An 18829-nucleotide genomic window follows, 5' to 3' on the forward strand; every position below is an offset into this window, starting at 1 on the left:
AAGGAGGAGATCGTATGAGTCATTTATCTTCATCAATAGGATATGAAATTAAACGGATTCGAAAAGAGAAAAATATGACTCAAGCTGAATTATGTAAGGGAATATGTAGTCAAGCCGAAATTAGTAAAGTAGAAAATGGTAAAAATTCACCAACAATTGATTGGTTACAACAAGTTGCAAAACGTCTTAAGGTACCGCTCTCCATGTTGTTTGAAGATCATCTTCGGAGTGATATGTTTACATCTTATGATCAACAATTATTGAGGTTGTTACAAAGTCATCAATTTGAAGAAGCCCGCATGATTATTGATGATATAAAAAACAAAATAGACTACGATGAGATAAAATTTTTAGCAATGTATTATGAAATTATCATTCATGAAAAACGAAATTTTAGAACTTATCTTGAAACCATTGGTGAATTTAAACAATTATTGATGCATACGTCATTACAATTCAAATCTCCAACGCTTTATTTAAGAATTCATATGGCAATCGCGATTTCTTTTATTGAGCATGAGGATTTTGATTCAGCAGAAAATAGCTTTCAAGAATTGCTTCGGTTTAACTATGACACAACTGAACTGAAAAAAGTTCGTATTAAGATTCTTTATAACTATGCAAAACAACTATCTGAACAAAATCGAAATCAACTTGGATTAGAGATTACTGAACAAGGCATTCAAGAGAGCTTGCAAATTGAAGATGGTCAACTTTTAGGTCAACTATATTATCAAAGAGGTTACTTCAAAAAAATTTTGAATCGTAACCCCTCTGACATCCAAAAAGACTTTACAATGGCGTACTCATTATTCCGTACCTTTAATCTACCTGTTCATGAAAAAATCTTACTTGAAAAAAATAGTTCATTTGTTTTATTTCGTATTTAGAATCGTTCACCTGTCTTTTTACATGCAAGAAGTGCCTGTTCAATCAATTCAGATGCACGATCGGGGTATTGTTGATGCCCTTCTAAAATGACTGTCGATACATCATCAATTCCGAAAAATGCTAATAAGTCTAACATGTAGCGAACAGCGTGTTCACTTGGTGCTTTCTCTTTTGTCGAGTAATCGCCACCGCGTGAATGAATCAACAACACTTGTTTGTTTTCAACCAGTCCGATCGAACCTTCAGCTGTGTAACGAAACGTTTGACCAGCCTGTGCGAGATAATCCATATAGTTGTGAAGCGGTGCAGGAACTGTTAAGTTCCACATCGGAAATGAAAAGACGACCTTATCGGCATCTAAGAATCCGTTTAAATATTCTTGAAGCCGTTGTGCGTGGATCGCATCATCTCCCGTTAATTCCTCTCCTTTAAATAGTCGACCTGCCGCATTCGCAAGCTTTAAATCAAAGAAGGGGAGACGTTCCTCGAATAAATTCAAAACCGTGATTGTATCGCCAGGATGATGCTCACGATACGCATTTAGGAAAGCATCGTTCAATTCAGAACTAATGCCTTTTTTTTGATGTGTGCTATCGTTGGCTTCAATAAACAGTAGATGAGACATAGTTAATCGCTCCTTTCTATACCTATCTATTCCCATTCTAATCAAAATCATGACTTCCCATTATTTTATTATTTTTAGAAAATTCAGGTTTTGTTTTGGTTCTGATAAGGAAAATAACCGACAGGAACTAGAAAGAGGGGATGGCGGTGAACACACAGCGACGTTCTTCCAATAGTTTGCAATATCATCGAGAAATCCGGGCAAATTATCAGTTGTTCGGGATGATCATTTTTGTATTGACGAGTTGTGGTGCCATTTTATATATCGTTGCTAACCTGTTTAGTCGTTCTGGTTTAAATGGGGAGGATTGGATTCGCGCTCTCGTCATTGCGAGTGCTGGAATAGCACAATACTTCATTGGTAAAAGTACACTGTCAGATCGGCTAAAGCCACATATAATGTCGAGTGTTTTTTTGTTGATTCCATACATTTATTATCCGTTCATCGATCGTGGTGTCCAAACGGTTTGGGCATGTGCACTTCTTTTCATTTTAGCGTCATTAGTCGTCATTAATCGGACAATGTTGCTGTATGCAACGAGCATTACGACGATTTCTCTTCTCTATATTTGGTATCATACTCCATCTTTTGAAAATGCCACGATGTTTGCATCCGATCACATCGCGCGCATTGGACTTATCTTGATTGCGACGATCATTAGTTTATTGATTCATAATCAATACGTCACCCGTCTTGAACGTAATATTGACTACCTAGCCCGTTTACAAGAACAAGCATTCACGGATCCTGTGACAGGTTTATCAAACCGATCTTCATTTGTGATTGAAGTAGATAAGAAGAAACGAGAAGGTGATATGATTTGTCTCGTTGATCTGGACGATTTCAAAACAGTCAACGATGCATTCGGATACCGAACTGGAGACCGCTCGTTACACATCATTGGCCGGCGATTGATGAATCACTTTCCGGACTGTACAATTGCGAAAGCAAGTGGAAGTGCTTTTTTATTGCATGCACCACACCATTACGATGCACGCGTGCTCTGTGATGATATTTTGTCGAGTGTAGCAGAACGTGTACAAATCGATTTTAAGCAGATTAATGTAACTGCAAGTATCGGTGTTTCATACATGAACGATGAAACAACAGACCATGTCATTAACGATGCAGAGATTGCATTATTTACAGCAAAGGCAAATCGAAAAAATACGTATGCGATTACAGATTTAGCGACTCAAAATGAACGAAAGCGAGCGCTTCAATTAACACGCGATTTGTACGATGCAGAGTTGGATCGTGATTTCTTCGTTTTATTTCAACCTCAAGTCAATGCACGAACGCGTCAAATCACAGGAGTGGAAGCATTAATTCGTTGGAATCACCCGGAGTATGGTCTCGTTCCGCCAAATGAGTTCATTCCACTTGCGGAACGGACACGTTTCATTGAAACGCTTGGAAGCTGGGTCATGCGACAAGCTTGCTTACAAGGAAAAGTATGGTTGGAAGAAGGGAAGGAACCTATAACGATTTCAGTGAATGTTTCGCCTTGGGAATTGCGACAACCTGATTTTACAGATCGAGTACTGACGACCTTAAAACAAACAGGTTTTCCACCATCACTCCTTGAAATCGAGATGACAGAACACATCTTCATCGAGGGAACGGAACAAATCATTGAGACATTGAATGCGCTCCATTTATACGGAATTCGAATTGCACTCGATGATTTCGGAACCGGTTTTTCCTCTATGCAGCCTCTCGTTGAACTTCCATTCGATCAATTGAAGATTCCGAAAGAAATCGTTCAAGAAGCGATTCATTCTGAAAAAAAACGAGCGATGATCGAGACAATCATTCAATTAGGGAAACGATTAGATATGACGATCGTCGCAGAAGGAATCGAACTAGAAGAAGAGGCAGCGTTGCTCGAGCGGTTAGGATGTCATACGTTGCAAGGGTACCTCTTCCATCGACCGCTACAACCGCGGCAACTCGAACATTTTTTAGCGATGTATCGGGAAGGGTAACCAATCAGTAAAAATTTAAAAAGCAAACAGGCGATGGACATGGTCCATCGCCTGTTTGTATAACAGTTTGCGAAATAATGAATCAGAGATACCGTGCAAAACGACGCTCGAGAATCTCTTGGATGACTGCGATACAGGAACAAATTCCCCAGTAAATGAACGCAACGACAAAGTAAACGGTCATATAATCAAATTCACGCCCACCAACGATTTTTGCCTTTTGAAATATTTCAGGGACAGTAATCATGGCAGCAAGCGACGAGGCTTTGACGAGATCAAGCAAGACGTTTGAAAGCGGTGGGATGGCGATTCGGATCGCTTGTGGCAAAATAATACCAACGAACGTTCGATATCGCGATAAACCAAGCGAAGCTGCCGCTTCTTCCTGACCACGATCAATCGATAGTAAGGAAGAACGAATGATCTCTGCCATGTACGCAGCACTATTCAAACTAAAACCGGTAATTGCTGCTGTTAACGCGTCCAGTTGAATATTGATGACCGGCAGTCCGAAATACAACATGAACAGCAACACGAGAATCGGAACACCTCGCATGAACGAGATGTAGGCGCTCGCTCCGATACGTAAAAGTCGAAGCCTAGACAGACGACAAAGGGCAAGGAGCAAACCAATTCCAAGACCAATGGCCATGCTGAGCAAGGAAATCCATAGCGTCTGTCCCAGTCCACTCAAAATATAAGGAAACGATTCAACCGCCAATTCCGGATTGAAGACGGACCGCCAATCAATCGAAGACATCGTTAATTCACATCGACGATCGTCGTTTTGACGTCAGGCATTTGAGAGACATCTTTTCCAGCATAGAATTGCTTCGAAATTTCCTTTAATGTGCCATCTTCCTTCATTTTATCGAGTTGTTCGTTAATGTTGGATTGAAGTTCCTTGTTATCTAAATCCATGATTAAACCAACCTGACTTGGATTATAAGCGATATCAGGGTGAATCGTAATATCGAAGTCCTTGAAGAAATCGACAGCGAGTGTTTGCAAGTAGTAATCATTCAAGATGACGTCTGTTCGACCATTTGAGACATCTCGTAGATACTGATCGTTCGTCGCGTTATCGTACGTGACTTCTTTTGCACCGTATTTTTTAGCAATCTGCATATATGTCGTTGTAGCTTCTCCGGCAGCTTTTTTCCCTTTCAAGTCTTCAAGAGACTTGATGCCTGATAAATCACTTTTACGGACGATTGCCGTACCATACGTATATTTATATGGTTTTGAGAACGCGAATTTTTCTTTACGATCATCGGTAATCGTAATGTCGTTAGCAGCAAGATCGACTTGACCTGTATTGACGCTTGTCAACATACCGTCGAATGACATCTCTTTGAATTTCACTTTCAAATCAAGACGCTTTGCTACTTCTTTGACGACTTCGACATCAAATCCAGTCAACTTATTGTTTTTCTCTTCATGGTAAGATGTCGGGAAAAGTGTACCAGCCGTCGCGACAACAATTGTGCCATCTTTTTGAATCTTGTCATATGCGGTTGCCTTCTCCTCTTGCTGACCACATGCGCTTAATAAGATCGAGCTTCCTGCGATCAAGAGACCCGTAAATTGCATTGTTTTTTTCATCGTATTATTCCTCTCTCTACTTCCATGATCAATAACTCTTTTCATAGTTAAAAATACCACGGAATCTTATGTTCGGGCAAAGTAATACGCGCACAAAGTGTAGAATTCAACTAAAAAAAATATTGAATGAATATCCATATTTATGTAAGCGTTATCAATGTTGATATATGGTATTTCTATCTTCAAAGGTTAAATAAAATGGTGATTATGCATAGTAGCGAATAAACATAAAAGAGTGTAAAGTATAATTTAACTGAATATACAGAAAATTAAGAAGGCAAGGAGAGTGCTACCATGACATTTCATCAGTACCCTGAACAGCAGGGATTATACGACCCTCGTATGGAACATGATGCGTGTGGGATCGGGGTTTACGCACATCAAACAGGACGAGCGAGTCATGAAATTGTTGAACATGCATTGGCCATGCTTTGTCAAATGGAACATCGTGGTGGACAAGGAAGCGATGCGAAGACGGGAGACGGGGCGGGTATTTTAACGCAATTACCAGATCGTTTGTTTCGTGAAACGGTTCGCCACATTTCCTTCCCTAAAAAAGGGGATTATGGCGTTTTCATGATGTTCTTACCACGTGAGGAACGGGAACGGATGCGACTCGAACGAACATTAGAATCCATCATCTTGACAGAAGGACAAGACGTCTTAGGATGGCGTACTGTACCTGTTCAGTCAGAAGTGCTTGGGTCGGGTGCCCGCCGCACGGAGCCAGTCATTCGTCAATGTTTCATTGGTGCAAAGGCGATGGAAGGATTGACATTTGAACGAACACTCTTTTTGATTCGTCGCGCATTTGAACGTGAATCAGAACAACTCGGTCTTGAACAATACGTCTTGAGTAGCTCGAGTGAAACGATCGTTTACAAAGGACTCGTGACGACGGATCAATTGCGCGCGTACTTCGATGACTTACGAGATGAGCGCTATCAATCAGGATTTGGTATCGTGCATTCGCGTTTTAGTACGAATACGTTCCCAAGTTGGAAACGTGCTCACCCGAACCGTTATTTGATTCACAACGGTGAAATCAACACGTTGCAAGGAAATATTCGGGCGATGCGCGGTCGAGAACGTCGACTGGCCGAGACGACGTATGGTAATCGGGCAGAGGAAGTGTTACCGATTCTAGATGAGACAGGTAGTGACTCGTCGATGCTTGATAATGCGTTTGAGTTTCTTCATCTGTCCGGACTCTCGCTCGCTGAGACAGCACTGATGCTCGTACCGGAACCATTCGAACATGCTGAGATCAGACCGGCTAAGCGCGCATATTATGAGTACCACAGTAGCATGATGGAGCCATGGGATGGTCCGTCTGCGATTGTCTTTACGAACGGAAAACAGATTGGTGCGACGCTTGACCGAAACGGTTTACGTCCAGCGCGATATGTATTGTTACGCGATGGTCACTTCATGTTGTCGTCAGAAGCAGGAGTACTCCCTCTTCGTGAACAAGACATCCTGTACAAAAAACGATTAGCACCGGGTGAACTGCTTTTACTCGACTTTGCGTCCGGTCAGTTGATCGCAGACGAAGAGATTAAACGGGAGCTAGCGACACGTCATCCCTACGCGGAGTGGCTCGCGCAAGAAGTCGTTTCCCTTTCAAGTAACGACTTCAAGGAAACACTCGTTGAACTTGGAACGAAACAACGACACTTCGGATATACGCGTGAAGATATCGATCAATACTTGATCCCGCTCGTCGAAGAACAAAAGGATCCGTTAGGTGCGATGGGGACGGATATACCGCTAGCGGTCTTAAGTGAACGCCCTCAATCCTTGTTCCGATATTTCAAGCAACTGTTCGCACAAGTCACGAATCCACCAATTGACGCGTTACGCGAAGAGATCGTCACCTCGACGCTGACATGGCTTGGTCGACAAGGGGAACTGCTGACGCCGAACCGCGCGAACTGTCGTCGTGTTCGCTTAGAGACCCCGATTCTGCGACCAGACGAAGCCCATGCGCTTAAACAAAGTGGACTTAAGCAAAAAACGATTTCGACGACGTTCACCGACTCGCTTGCAGAAGCGCTCGACATGATCGTTGATGAGGCTGTGACCGCTGCACGAAACGGGTATGAATTATTGACATTATCGGATCGTCTCGTACGCCCCGGCACATTGCCGATGCCAATCCTCTTAGTGACGAGTGCGATTCATCATGCGCTGATCCGCAAGGGATTACGTACAAATCTCAGCTTGATCGTTGAAGGGGGAGAGATTCGTGAAGTCCACCATGTCGCGACGTTGCTCGGATATGGTGCGGATGCGATTTATCCGTACCTGACATATGCGACGCTTGAAGAAGCGGTAGGGGATCGTTTTACGGATGTAGACAAACGTTACCAAAAAGCAGTCACGGAAGGCGTCGTCAAAGTCATGTCGAAGATGGGCATTTCGACGGTCTTCAGCTACCGTGGTGCGCAAATCTTTGAAGCAGTCGGAATCGATCGCTCCGTCATCGACCAGCATTTCACTGGTACGGTCTCTCAATTGAGCGGGATGACGCTTGAACTGATGGAAGAAGAAGTCCGACGAGCACAACAGGTTGCAGATGAACGGATTTATTTAGAGTCCGGTAGTGTCTTCCGGTACCGTCAAGCAGGAGAACATCATGCCTTTAACCCAGCAACGATTCATTTGTTGCAACACGCATGCCGTACGAATGATTACCGGCTTTATCAAAAGTACGCTCAACGCATTCAGGAGGAGCCGGCAACGGTGCTACGACATCTGTTGACGTTCAAGGAGACGAAGGCGATCCCAATTGAAGAAGTTGAGCCTGTCAGCGAAATCGTCAAATACTTCAAGACGGGTGCGATGTCATACGGCTCGTTATCAAAAGAAGCGCACGAGACGCTTGCGATCGCGATGAACCGCTTAGGCGGAAAGAGTAATAGTGGTGAAGGCGGTGAAGAGGAGGAACGATACGAACGGGATGAAAATGGTGACTTCCGGATGAGCCGAATCAAGCAGATCGCCTCTGGTCGTTTTGGGGTGACAAGTCATTACCTCGTTCACGCGGACGAATTACAAATCAAGGTGGCACAAGGTGCGAAGCCCGGAGAAGGTGGTCAATTGCCTGGTGAAAAAGTCTATCCGTGGATCGCACGGGTGCGTGCATCGACACCGGGTGTTGGATTGATTTCCCCACCACCACACCATGATATCTATTCGATTGAAGATTTGGCCCAGTTAATTCATGACTTAAAACGTGCCAATGATCAAGCCCGGATTAGCGTCAAACTTGTCGCAAAAGGTGGCGTTGGGACGATCGCGGCTGGAGTTGCGAAGGGGCTTGCGGACGTCATTGTCATCAGTGGTCATGACGGCGGCACGGGTGCCTCGCCGAAGACGAGTATTCAACATGCCGGACTGCCATGGGAGCTTGGTCTTGCTGAGACGCACCAAACGTTGACATTAAACGGGTTGCGCGAGCGTGTCGTCCTTGAAACCGACGGAAAGCTATTGACTGGTCGCGACGTCATCCTCGCCGCGATGCTCGGAGCGAATGAGTATGGGTTTGCGACAGCTCCGCTCATCGCCGTCGGATGTATCATGATGCGTGCTTGTCATCTCGATACGTGTCCTGTTGGTGTCGCGACGCAAGATCCAGAGCTCCGTAAGAAATTCACGGGATCTGCCGATGACGTCGTCCATTTCATGACGTTCATCGCAGAGGAAGTACGAGAACATTTAGCGAAGCTCGGAGTTAGCCGACTACAAGATCTCGTAGGGCGGACGGACCTACTCGAACCATCGGAGCGACAACGGACGCATTGGAAGGCGAAGAGTCTTGATTTTTCGCGTCTCCTCGTTCACGTGACACACGGTCCGGCTGAACAACAACAGCATCATGTCGAGCGTTCCTTTGACGCGCGTGAAATCTCGCCGTATTTGGAGGCGGCAGATTTCAGTCAGCCTCAGACACTACGTTTAACGATTCAAAATACAGACCGTGCGATCGGAACGCAGACCGGTGCCATGCTAACAAGACGGTTTGGGGCCCTTGGTCTGCCAACGGATCGATTGAAACTCGAACTGAATGGATCTGCCGGACAAAGTTTAGGTGCGTATTTACCACGCGGAGTAACGCTTGATGTCACGGGAGAAGCGAATGATTACGTCGGGAAAGGATTGTCCGGAGGTATCATCGCCGTTCATCCTCCACGTTCGATTTCGTTCGTCTCGTCCGATCAGTCGATCATTGGTAACGTCGCACTTTACGGGGCGACGAGTGGAGAACTCTATGTCAACGGTCAGGCAGGTGAGCGATTTGCGGTTCGAAACAGTGGAGCCGTCGCTGTCGTCGAAGGAATCGGTAACCATGGACTCGAGTATATGACCGGTGGATCCGTTGTCGTCCTTGGCGATGTCGGAAAAAACTTTGCTGCCGGTATGTCAGGTGGTGTCGCTTATGTCTTGCCGCGTCATCCTGAACAATTTTTACAACGTGTCAACCGCGAACTCGTTTCGACGGGACCTGTCACGCATGTCGAAGAGATTGCGCGACTGAAGACGTTCATCGAACGTCACGTCGCACGGACCGGTAGTGAGCAGGGCGATGCGATTCTAGCGAACTGGGATCATGTCATTCATTCGTTCATCCGCGTCATTCCTTCGACGTATGAGAAAGTGACGACGTTGATGGCTGATTTCGCAAAACAAGGACACAACACCGAAGAAGCGATGTTGCTCGCATTTGAGACACATCTAGGGCGCAGAACAGGAGGGGTACGATGAAACGACGCGATCAATTCATGACAGTTGCTCGTTCGGGTGGAACGGAACGACATCCAAGCGAACGGGTGGGTGATTTTAAGGAATATAAGACGGCTTTGACGGAAGCGGAAGCGAGTCAACAAGCAAGTCGATGTATGGATTGTGGCACCCCGTTTTGCCATGTAGGGGAAGTATTTGATCAAGTGAAGATTGGTTGTCCAGTCTATAACTTGATTCCAGAATGGAACTTGCTCGTAGAAGAAGGACGTTTTCAAGAGGCACTCGATCGCCTTCTTGAGACGAACAATTTCCCGGAATTCACGGGTCGTGTCTGCCCAGCGCCATGTGAAGGATCGTGTACGTTGTCGATTCATGAACCTGCGGTCGCGATCAAAGATATCGAACGGACAATCATCGACATTGGCTTCGAAAAAGGATGGGTCGTGCCCCGAATTCCAGCAATACGATCGACACGTTCGATTGCCATCGTTGGATCTGGTCCTGCCGGTCTTGCGGCTGCCGATCAGCTGAATCAAGCCGGTCACCAAGTGACGGTCTACGAGCGGGAAGATCGGATTGGCGGATTACTCACGTACGGTATACCAGCCATGAAACTTGATAAAGAGGTCGTACAGCGCCGTGTTGATTTGCTTGAAGCAGAAGGGATCCACTTCCGGACGAACGTCACGATCGGTGCAGATATCACTCTCGAGACACTTGAAGCGGAGTATGACGCCGTTATCTTATGTGTCGGCGCGACGGAACCACGCAAATTAACGGATGCGCCAACGCGTGGGGTTGGTTATGCGATGGATTATTTGACAGGGGTGACACGTCACGTGCTCTCGCAAGAACCGTTGTCTGCTGATCACGATGCGAAAGATAAAGATATTCTCGTCATCGGTGGAGGCGATACCGGAGCGGACTGTGTGGCAACAGCACTCCGTCAACGCTGTCGCTCCGTCGTCCAATTCGGTAAACATGAACAACCGGGTACGACGCGTGCAACAGGAAACATGTGGCCGGATACACCGTCACTCTACTCCATCGATTATGGGTACGCAGAAGCGTTGCAACAATTCGGTCGGGATCCTCGTGAATACTTGATCGCAATCAAGCGATTCACAACAAGTGAATCGGGTCAAGTCACCGGTGTCTGGACGATTCAAACGACGAAAACAAAAACTGAATCGGGTACAGTGATCTTTGAGGAGATCGAAGGGAGCGATCGTTACTTCCCAGTCGATCAAGTCTGGATTGCCATTGGATTCAGTGGTGTCGAAGAGAACGTACTCGAACATTTAGCAGTCGCCTCGGAACGTGGGAAAATCAAGACGACACGTTACGCGACGAACCGTCCAGGCGTATTTGCCGCAGGTGACGCAAGACGTGGTCAATCATTGATCGTCTGGGCGATTCGCGAAGGTCGTGAAGTAGCAGAAGCCGTTGGACAATATTTAAAAGCAATGCAACAAACAGGCTAAATCACATCGTCTGGATTTTCTGGCATCATCGGAAATCCAGGCTTTTTTGTGTTTGGCAAAGAAATCTGCCAGTTCAAAAATAACTATTGATTTTGTTTCAAGGTGAAACACCGAAAATATTTCTGCTATTCTTATAAAATGAAGAGGAGGTATGACAGATGAATTCAGAAATCATCTATTTCGTATGCGAGAGTGGAATGGCGAGTAGTATCATGGGGGCTACGATTTTAAGAAAGCGCTTACTTGAATGTGGTATTACGACAGACGTCAAGACATGTCGGATCGCAGAACTACCTGATCAAGCAGCTTTTATCGTCGGAGAAACGCAACTCGTCCATCGACACGTATGGAAAACACATTGTTCGGTTCATCCAGTCGATCGGATTCTTGATCCGACTGCATATGACGTCATCCTCGAATCTTGGCAGAAAAGAGTGAGGCTGCATGACTGAATTTACACCACGGGAACATGATATCTTATTTTTCCTCTTATCACGCGAGGAACCTGTTCAAATACAAGAGATTGCGGAAACGCTCGAGACATCGGAACGAACGATTCAACGTGAACGCGATCGTCTTGCCCAGTCTTTAGAAGATCATAATTTGCGTTTGACCTATGTTCGCGGCAGAGGTCTCTTAATTGAGGGAACGGACGAAGCCAAACATGCATTACGGGACCAACTCTTATTGTCACATAAACAATTACCGAACGCTGAAGATCGCCAAGTCGAGTTAGCGTATCGGCTACTACAAGAAGAAGGGATGGTCAAATTACAGGCAATCGCCCATGCGATGTATGTGGCTCCGAGCACCGTTAGCCAGGATTTAGAACGGATTGATGAATGGTTTCTACAATATGACCTTGAAATCAAGCGCAAAAAAGGTATTGGTGCCGAAGTCATCGGCGAAGAAATCAACAAACGCCGTTTACTGATTTCATTGATCTTTACGCAATGGGATGTTCTCGCTTTCTATCGGTTGTTACAAGGCGACGCCGGGCAATTACCTCATCTGTTACGCATGAATCGAACATCCTGGCTTGAGATGATCAATCAAGCGTACGCGGTCATAGCGCCATTGACGAAAGAAGGGCGTCTCAATGACCGACAAATCATGCGTGCGACACTCAGCTTAGCGTTACAAGCGTTACGCAAAGATCAGTTTCCGATGCGTTACGAGTTAAAAGCGTATCCGGTCGAAATCCTCAAATGGGTGGAACGCGTCGAAGAGCGTTTACCTGACACGTTGTCGATTGCTGAACGCCAATGGTTATCAGAAGAATTGCGTGCTTTCTTTCAATCGGACGCAGGAGATACGGAGGAACTCGTCACGCGCCTTCGTGTAAAACGATTGATTGAGCATGTCTCCTTATTATATGGAACGAACTTTACGAAGGATCACGCGCTAGAACGCGGACTCGTCTCGCATATTCAATCGTACACACGTCAAAATAGCGTCAATCCGTCCTATGTCATCAAACAAATCGAACGGGAATATCCGCGCTTGTTTGATGCGGTCAAACAAACAGCACTGTCGATCTTCACCGATGCGACATTTGAAGACGTAGATTTAGCATTTTGGGTCATGCATTTCGGTGCCGTTCTCAGCAAACCGACACCAAAACTCCCATATCGTGTTCTAGTCGTCTGCTCTGCTGGACTCGGTTCCTCGAAGTTGTTGATGAATCGGCTACGGCAAGAATTCGCTGAACTCGAGCACATCGATAACTCGTCCCTGTTTGGCATCGAACGGTTACCAATCGACTCGTACGACTTTGTATTGTCGACTGTGCCATTGCCTGACATTCGTCCACCACATCTTCTCGTCAACCCATTGCTTCCTCAGGATGAGGTCGAACGGATTCGGAAATTAATTCTCGCCTTGCCTAAATCCTTTCAACCGGCACCGCGAAAGACGAAAACGGAATGGCTCGAACTTGAGCAATTGCATCGGCTCGTTGCGTCGTCCATTCAAGTATCGGACGGATTCCGAATGGAACGGTTAGAGCGGGTGGGCGATGGGATTGAATCGCTCTTGTTTGAGATCAGTACACGCATGGTCGAGCAAGGATTGGCGAAGTCAGCTGTTTCGCTCTCTGGACAATTGCTACGTCGTCATGAGATGTCAGGTCTTGGTATTCCGGGAACGCGGCTTGCGCTGTTTCACGGACGCGATGCGACGATTCAACGAGGGGGATTCCTCATCTTTGAATTGCCTGAACCGATCGACTTGCTCGGAATGGATCAACAGTTACAATCCGTCGAACGGCTCCTCGTCTTGGTCGCACCGGAAGAGACCTCGAACGAACTGCTTGAATTACTCAGTTCGATCAGTGCTGCGATCATCGAGAGTCCCGAACAAATGGATCAATTCGAGTTCGGGGAGGAACAGACGATTCGTCTGCTATTGAATCGAACGTTTCGAACGGTCATTGATCAGTTCCTCGGTCACACTTGAAAAAATCCCTGTCACTCCATTCCTGAAGTGACAGGGATTTTTTTATGTCAAGCAGGCTTCTTTCCAGTCTGTCCAACTTCTTGGACAAAGACTGAACTAGGAAAGATTGAGTAAGCGCTTGCAGTACTCTTACAATAAGGTCATAGCAAAGCAATCATCTTATCAACTCATACACGAAATGGAGGCTAACACAATGGCGACAGCTCAAAATGGAGCACGGGGCATCCGTGTACAAGTTCAACGGTTCGGAAGCTTTTTAAGCGGTATGGTCATGCCGAACATCGGTGCATTCATCGCCTGGGGGATCATCACGGCACTGTTCATCCCAACTGGATGGGCACCAAATAAGGAACTCGGTGAACTCGTCGGTCCGACGATCACCTATCTCTTACCGTTGCTGATCGGATACACAGGCGGGAAATTAATGCATGACGTCAGAGGGGGTGTCGTCGGGACGCTCGCGACGATGGGGGTCATCGTCGGCACAGAGATTCCGATGTTCCTCGGTGCCATGATCATGGGACCACTTGGTGGATACGTCATCAAAAAGTTCGATCAGTTGATCGAAGGAAAAGTCAAACCGGGTCTCGAGATGCTCGTCAACAATTTCTCGGTCGGAATCATTGGTGGTTTGTTGATGCTCGGTGGGTTCAAGTTATTCGGACCACTCATGACAGGTCTTGACGACATCATGGCTGCAGCAGTTGGTGCAATCGTCAGTGCGCACTTATTACCGCTTGCTAGTTTATTCATCGAACCAGCGAAAATTTTGTTCTTAAATAACGCCATCAACCACGGTATCTTAAGCCCACTTGGTCTCGATCAAGTGAATGAAGCAGGAAAATCGGTACTGTTCCTACTCGAAGCTAACCCGGGTCCGGGTCTCGGATTGTTACTCGCGTACTCGTTCTTCGGTTCTGGTGCAGCAAAGAAAACAGCACCGGGTGCCGCGTTCATTCAGTTCATCGGTGGGATTCACGAAATTTACTTCCCGTATGTCTTGATGAAGCCGGTCTTATTGCTTGCGATGATCGCAGGTGGTATGAGTGGAATTCTCACATTCGTCCTATTTGATGTCGGTTTAGTCGCACCTGCTTCGCCAGGTAGTATCATTGCGGTTCTTGCGATGGCATCCCGCGGCTCTTACATCGGATTGATCGCCGGTGTCCTTGTTTCAGCGTCTGTGACATTCGTTGTCTCGACTGTCTTATTGAAAACAAGCAAAGCAAAAGAGACATCGCTTGAAGAAGCAAGCGCGAACGTCAGTGCGATGAAAGGCAAACAATCGATTGCCTCGACACTCGTTTCAGCTGATGCTAAACCACTTGCGGAAGTCGAACATATCATTTTCGCTTGTGACGCTGGTATGGGATCAAGTGCGATGGGAGCATCCGTCCTTCGCAATAAAATCAACAAAGCGGGCTTACCGATCAAGGTAACGAATACGTCAATCAGTCAATTGCCGCAAAACGCCGAACTGATCATCACGCATCGTGATTTGACGGAGCGAGCGAAGGAACAGGTTCCAACGGCAGAACACCGATCAGTCGATAATTTCTTGAATGCCGGTTATTATGACCAACTCGTTCATGAGATTGAAACAGCACGAAATAAGATTTCTTAAAAATAAAGAGAGAGATATTCAAGGAGGAATAAACATGACAACGACAATGAACCTTTCACCGGAACTCGTATTACTGGATCAACAATTCGCAGACGAGACGGCAGCCATTACGGCTGCCGGTCAACTCCTCGTCGACCATGGATATGTCGAAGCGGGTTATATCGATTCAATGCAGGAGCGTCACGCTTTATCAACGGTTTATATCGGCAACCATGTCGCAATTCCCCACGGAACAGAGTCGGCTAAATCACAAGTCAAGAAAACGGGGCTATCGATTCTACAAGTACCGCAAGGCGTAGCGTTCGGAACGGAACAAGCACGACTCGTCATCGGTATCGCTGGTGTTGGGGACGAACACCTCGAGTTGTTATCGAATATCGCAGTCATTTGCTCCGATGAGGAGAACGTCGAGCGTATCGTGGCAGCGAAATCAAAAGAAGAAATCATTGCCTTATTGACAGCGGAGGTGTAAGCATGAAAGCCATTCATTTTGGTGCCGGTAACATTGGACGTGGTTTCATCGGCTTACAACTCGTCAAGACGGGTTACGAAGTCTGTTTCGTAGATGTCAATACGACGGTCGTCGATGCATTAAAAGCACGACATACCTATGAGGTCGGTTATGCCTCTGAACAAGGAGGACGTGAACGGGTCGACGGCGTGACGGCGCTCAACAGTTTGTCTGAACCGGATCAGGTCATTGCAGCGATTCGCGATGCAGATGTGATTACGACAGCTGTCGGTCCGAGCTTGTTGTCGAAAGTAGCTCCTTTGATCGCGGAAGGGTTACGTCAACGTGATCAACAGACACCTGTCTACGTCATTGCGTGTGAGAATATGATCGGTGGGTCAAAACACTTGCAAGCGGAGGTAGCGAAACATCAGACGGTAGCGGAGAACTGGTATTTCCCGAATGCAGCGGTTGACCGGATCGTGCCGCTTCAGCATCATGAAGACCCGTTGTACGTCGAAGTGGAAGAATTCTTCGAATGGGTGATTGAGACGACTGGACTACCGGAAGCCTATCCACGGATTAAAGGTGTTACCTATGTCGAAAACATCGAACCGTTCATCGAGCGGAAACTGTTCACCGTTAATACGGGACATGCGATCGCTTCGTACCTCGGAGCACTCTTTCATAAAGAGACAATCGCTGAAAGTCTAACGGATCCACGCATCCGTCGTGGTGTCCAGACAGCACTTTACGAAACAGGGTGGTTGTTACTTGAAAAGTACGGCTTTAACCCCGTCGACCATAGTGCGTATATCCAAAAGAATATGAAACGCTTTGAAAACCCGCGAATTCATGATGAAATCATTCGTGTCGCTCGTTCACCGATTCGTAAACTGAGTCCAACTGACCGACTCGTCAAACCAGCGAAGGAATTGATGGAGCGCGGGATTGAAGCAGATGGATTAGCGCGCGGAATCGCAGCAGCACTGACCTATTTCGATCCAAATGATTCAGAATCTTCTGAATTAAATGCATATATCACGAAACATGGAATTGAAGATGCGTTAAACGCATATCTAAAACTGTCAGCAACGGATCCACTTGGATCTCGAATCATCGAACATTATGAAGCGATGCAACAACAAGTCAATTCGATTGCTTGAGAATAAGTGTGCGCACCACCTTTCACGTTACGTGAAGGGTGGTTTTGTATATCTAATAACACGTAGCGCATCGTCATCGAAATAATCAGTTTTTGCAAATCTTCTATCACAATTTGATTACAATTTGTATATTCAATTTGGAATATTCGAAAACGAATATTTAGCGATTAAAATACATTGTACGCTATATGAACGGAACATCTCTATTCCGATTTTTCAGGTAAGAGAAGGTGATAATATGTTGAATTATAAAGTGAACGTATATAGATTAAACGGAGCACGACCAAAAGCAACAAAAGGAACCGGACCAAAACATTTGATTTATTCGAGTCAATTTTCTTCACGTACACCAGTCCATTTATTGCATCAACTCATCTTGAATCGACTATTGGTTGAACAAGAAAAAAACCTTGATTTGACGTACACGATCGAAGTAAATGCAGTACTTGATCAATTTGTGATCGACGTTCGTGTCTTTTCAACAGATACGGTCAGTGTCAAAGTAGAGCGTGACTTGATTGAAATCATTGAACGAGAAGAAGTCCGTCATATCCCAGCGCTTGAAATCGGAAAACCGGATTTTGCGGAATTCGCCCACATCGTCTTAAAGGTCAAGGAAGGTGGACCACGACTGTCACAAGAGGATACGCAACGAATATTCAATGAGTCTGGTGTTCGAGGACGAATCATCCTGCATAAGGAACGAATCGACAGTCATGAACCGTCACATTCGATTCAACTACTGATTGGTGGGACGGAAAAGTCTTTATATAGTCTCTCGCAATACCAGCTTGATCCACTTTTCCGTAAACATGGGTTAACGATTCAATCCTTGAATCTGTTACCGTTTGATTTATTCATGATTCGTGACAAAATCGCGATGCTGTCTTCGGCAGATGCTTCGCAACTGTGGATCGATGACATCACGACATCCAAGAACGGACGATCACATCAGATTTGTTTTAACGATGGGAATGAATGCATGACGGTTATCTGTGATCTTCATGGATCAATTCGTTCTTATAAGTGTTCGTGATGGTTTAACTCTTCTTCGAATAGGCTACATTCTTAACAGAGGTTCTAACGAAGGGGAGTCGAACAATCATGTTATCTAAACAACAGACGGAAGAATTCAAGCAACGATTATTAAAGGAAAAAGAAAAGACGACATCAAACATCGAACAACGCGATACCGATTACGATGAAGGTGAATTGTCGAGTTACGATAATCATCCTGCCGATTCCGGCGATGAATTATTCTTACGGGAACGCGATCAAGCGATCACGGACATGCAAGAGGATATGCTCTCTGATGTGGATCGTGCCCTAAAAGCGATCGAGGACGGAACGTATGGCATTTGTAAGGTCTGTGGAAAAGAGATTGAGATTGAGCGTCTTGATATCATTCCGGAAACGCTATTATGTATCGAGCATGCAAAAGAAGAAGCAGAACAAAACGAGAACGATCCGAATTCGCGACCAAGTGAAGAAGATGTACTGGATCCATCTGTTACAGCCCGCGGGAAAGACATCGACGGTGATACGGATGGATTCTCGAAAGTAAGTGATTTCGGTAGTTCCGATACACCGTCTGACCAAGAAGACGGAATTGACCCGACACGGTCTTGACCGGCAAAACATCTCCCGAAAATGGAGATGTTTTTTCTAGAAAAAAATCACAGATATTTACCGGAATTTTTTGACTTTTCATATAATTTTGGTACGATGGTATCGAGGGGGCTGTTTTAGCCTATATTAAAATGTAAGCGCATACAAGCATCCGTCTCACTGC

14 protein-coding genes are annotated in these 18829 nt (G+C 45.7%); 11 read left to right on the forward strand and 3 right to left on the reverse strand.

The window, feature by feature from the left end; all coding sequences use genetic code 11:
• The first annotated feature begins 14 nt into the window (after positions 1 to 14).
• Positions 15 to 890, forward strand: coding sequence for a helix-turn-helix domain-containing protein (locus NOM72_RS05335; RefSeq protein WP_023468570.1), 876 nt, complete (start codon positions 15 to 17; stop codon positions 888 to 890).
• On the opposite strand, the gene NOM72_RS05340 is transcribed toward NOM72_RS05335, so the two are convergent.
• Entirely contained in the window at positions 887 to 1516 is a 630-nt protein-coding gene (locus tag NOM72_RS05340) for an FMN-dependent NADH-azoreductase (protein ID WP_023468569.1), read from the reverse strand. The genes NOM72_RS05335 and NOM72_RS05340 overlap by 4 nt on opposite strands.
• A 146-nt stretch (positions 1517 to 1662) precedes the next feature.
• Between NOM72_RS05340 and NOM72_RS05345 the strand changes: the two genes are divergently transcribed.
• Positions 1663 to 3504: a putative bifunctional diguanylate cyclase/phosphodiesterase gene (locus NOM72_RS05345; protein ID WP_370688659.1), complete on the forward strand. Its 1842-nt coding sequence runs from the start codon at positions 1663 to 1665 to the stop codon at positions 3502 to 3504.
• Between the two features lie 82 nt (positions 3505 to 3586).
• Here NOM72_RS05345 and NOM72_RS05350 read toward each other — a convergent pair whose 3' ends face one another.
• Entirely contained in the window at positions 3587 to 4264 is a 678-nt protein-coding gene (locus tag NOM72_RS05350) for an amino acid ABC transporter permease (RefSeq protein WP_023468567.1), read from the reverse strand.
• A 2-nt stretch (positions 4265 to 4266) separates the two neighbouring features.
• Positions 4267 to 5109 (reverse strand): transporter substrate-binding domain-containing protein, encoded by an 843-nt coding sequence (locus NOM72_RS05355; protein WP_023468566.1) that lies wholly within the window; start codon positions 5107 to 5109, stop codon positions 4267 to 4269.
• 294 nt (positions 5110 to 5403) lie between these two features.
• Between NOM72_RS05355 and gltB the strand changes: the two genes are divergently transcribed.
• The 9 genes from gltB (at position 5404) to NOM72_RS05400 (ending at position 18666) form a co-directional block, all read left to right on the forward strand.
• Entirely contained in the window at positions 5404 to 9876 is a 4473-nt protein-coding gene (gene gltB / locus NOM72_RS05360) for a glutamate synthase large subunit (protein ID WP_255998031.1), read from the forward strand.
• A complete protein-coding gene (locus NOM72_RS05365; RefSeq protein ID WP_023468564.1) occupies positions 9873 to 11339 on the forward strand; it encodes a glutamate synthase subunit beta in 1467 nt (488 codons plus the stop codon). The genes gltB and NOM72_RS05365 overlap by 4 nt, the downstream gene beginning before the upstream one ends.
• A 158-nt stretch (positions 11340 to 11497) precedes the next feature.
• The gene (locus tag NOM72_RS05370) at positions 11498 to 11791 is read left to right on the forward strand and encodes a PTS sugar transporter subunit IIB (protein WP_023468563.1); all 294 of its coding nucleotides are present in this window, start codon (positions 11498 to 11500) and stop codon (positions 11789 to 11791) included.
• On the forward strand, positions 11784 to 13796 hold the full coding sequence (locus tag NOM72_RS05375) for a BglG family transcription antiterminator (RefSeq protein ID WP_023468562.1): 2013 nt from the start codon (positions 11784 to 11786) through the stop codon (positions 13794 to 13796). Before NOM72_RS05370 ends, NOM72_RS05375 begins: the two co-directional genes overlap by 8 nt.
• Before the next feature lie 193 nt (positions 13797 to 13989).
• Positions 13990 to 15420, forward strand: a complete 1431-nt coding sequence (locus NOM72_RS05380) for a PTS mannitol transporter subunit IIBC (RefSeq protein ID WP_023468561.1) — start codon at positions 13990 to 13992, stop codon at positions 15418 to 15420.
• Positions 15421 to 15454: 34 nt separating this feature from the next.
• Positions 15455 to 15892 carry a PTS mannitol transporter subunit IIA gene (locus tag NOM72_RS05385; RefSeq protein ID WP_023468560.1) on the forward strand — a complete coding sequence of 146 codons (438 nt, stop codon included), beginning with the start codon at positions 15455 to 15457 and terminating at the stop codon, positions 15890 to 15892.
• A gap of 2 nt (positions 15893 to 15894) precedes the next feature.
• On the forward strand, positions 15895 to 17037 hold the full coding sequence (locus tag NOM72_RS05390) for a mannitol-1-phosphate 5-dehydrogenase (protein ID WP_058713969.1): 1143 nt from the start codon (positions 15895 to 15897) through the stop codon (positions 17035 to 17037).
• A gap of 238 nt (positions 17038 to 17275) precedes the next feature.
• The gene (locus NOM72_RS05395) at positions 17276 to 18073 is read left to right on the forward strand and encodes a hypothetical protein (protein WP_023468558.1); all 798 of its coding nucleotides are present in this window, start codon (positions 17276 to 17278) and stop codon (positions 18071 to 18073) included.
• A gap of 68 nt (positions 18074 to 18141) precedes the next feature.
• The gene (locus NOM72_RS05400; RefSeq protein WP_023468557.1) at positions 18142 to 18666 is read left to right on the forward strand and encodes a TraR/DksA C4-type zinc finger protein; all 525 of its coding nucleotides are present in this window, start codon (positions 18142 to 18144) and stop codon (positions 18664 to 18666) included.
• Positions 18667 to 18829: the final 163 nt, after the last annotated feature.

Origin of the sequence: Exiguobacterium sp. LL15, assembly GCF_024436095.1 — a bacterium.
Lineage (GTDB): Bacteria > Bacillota > Bacilli > Exiguobacteriales > Exiguobacteriaceae > Exiguobacterium_A > Exiguobacterium_A indicum.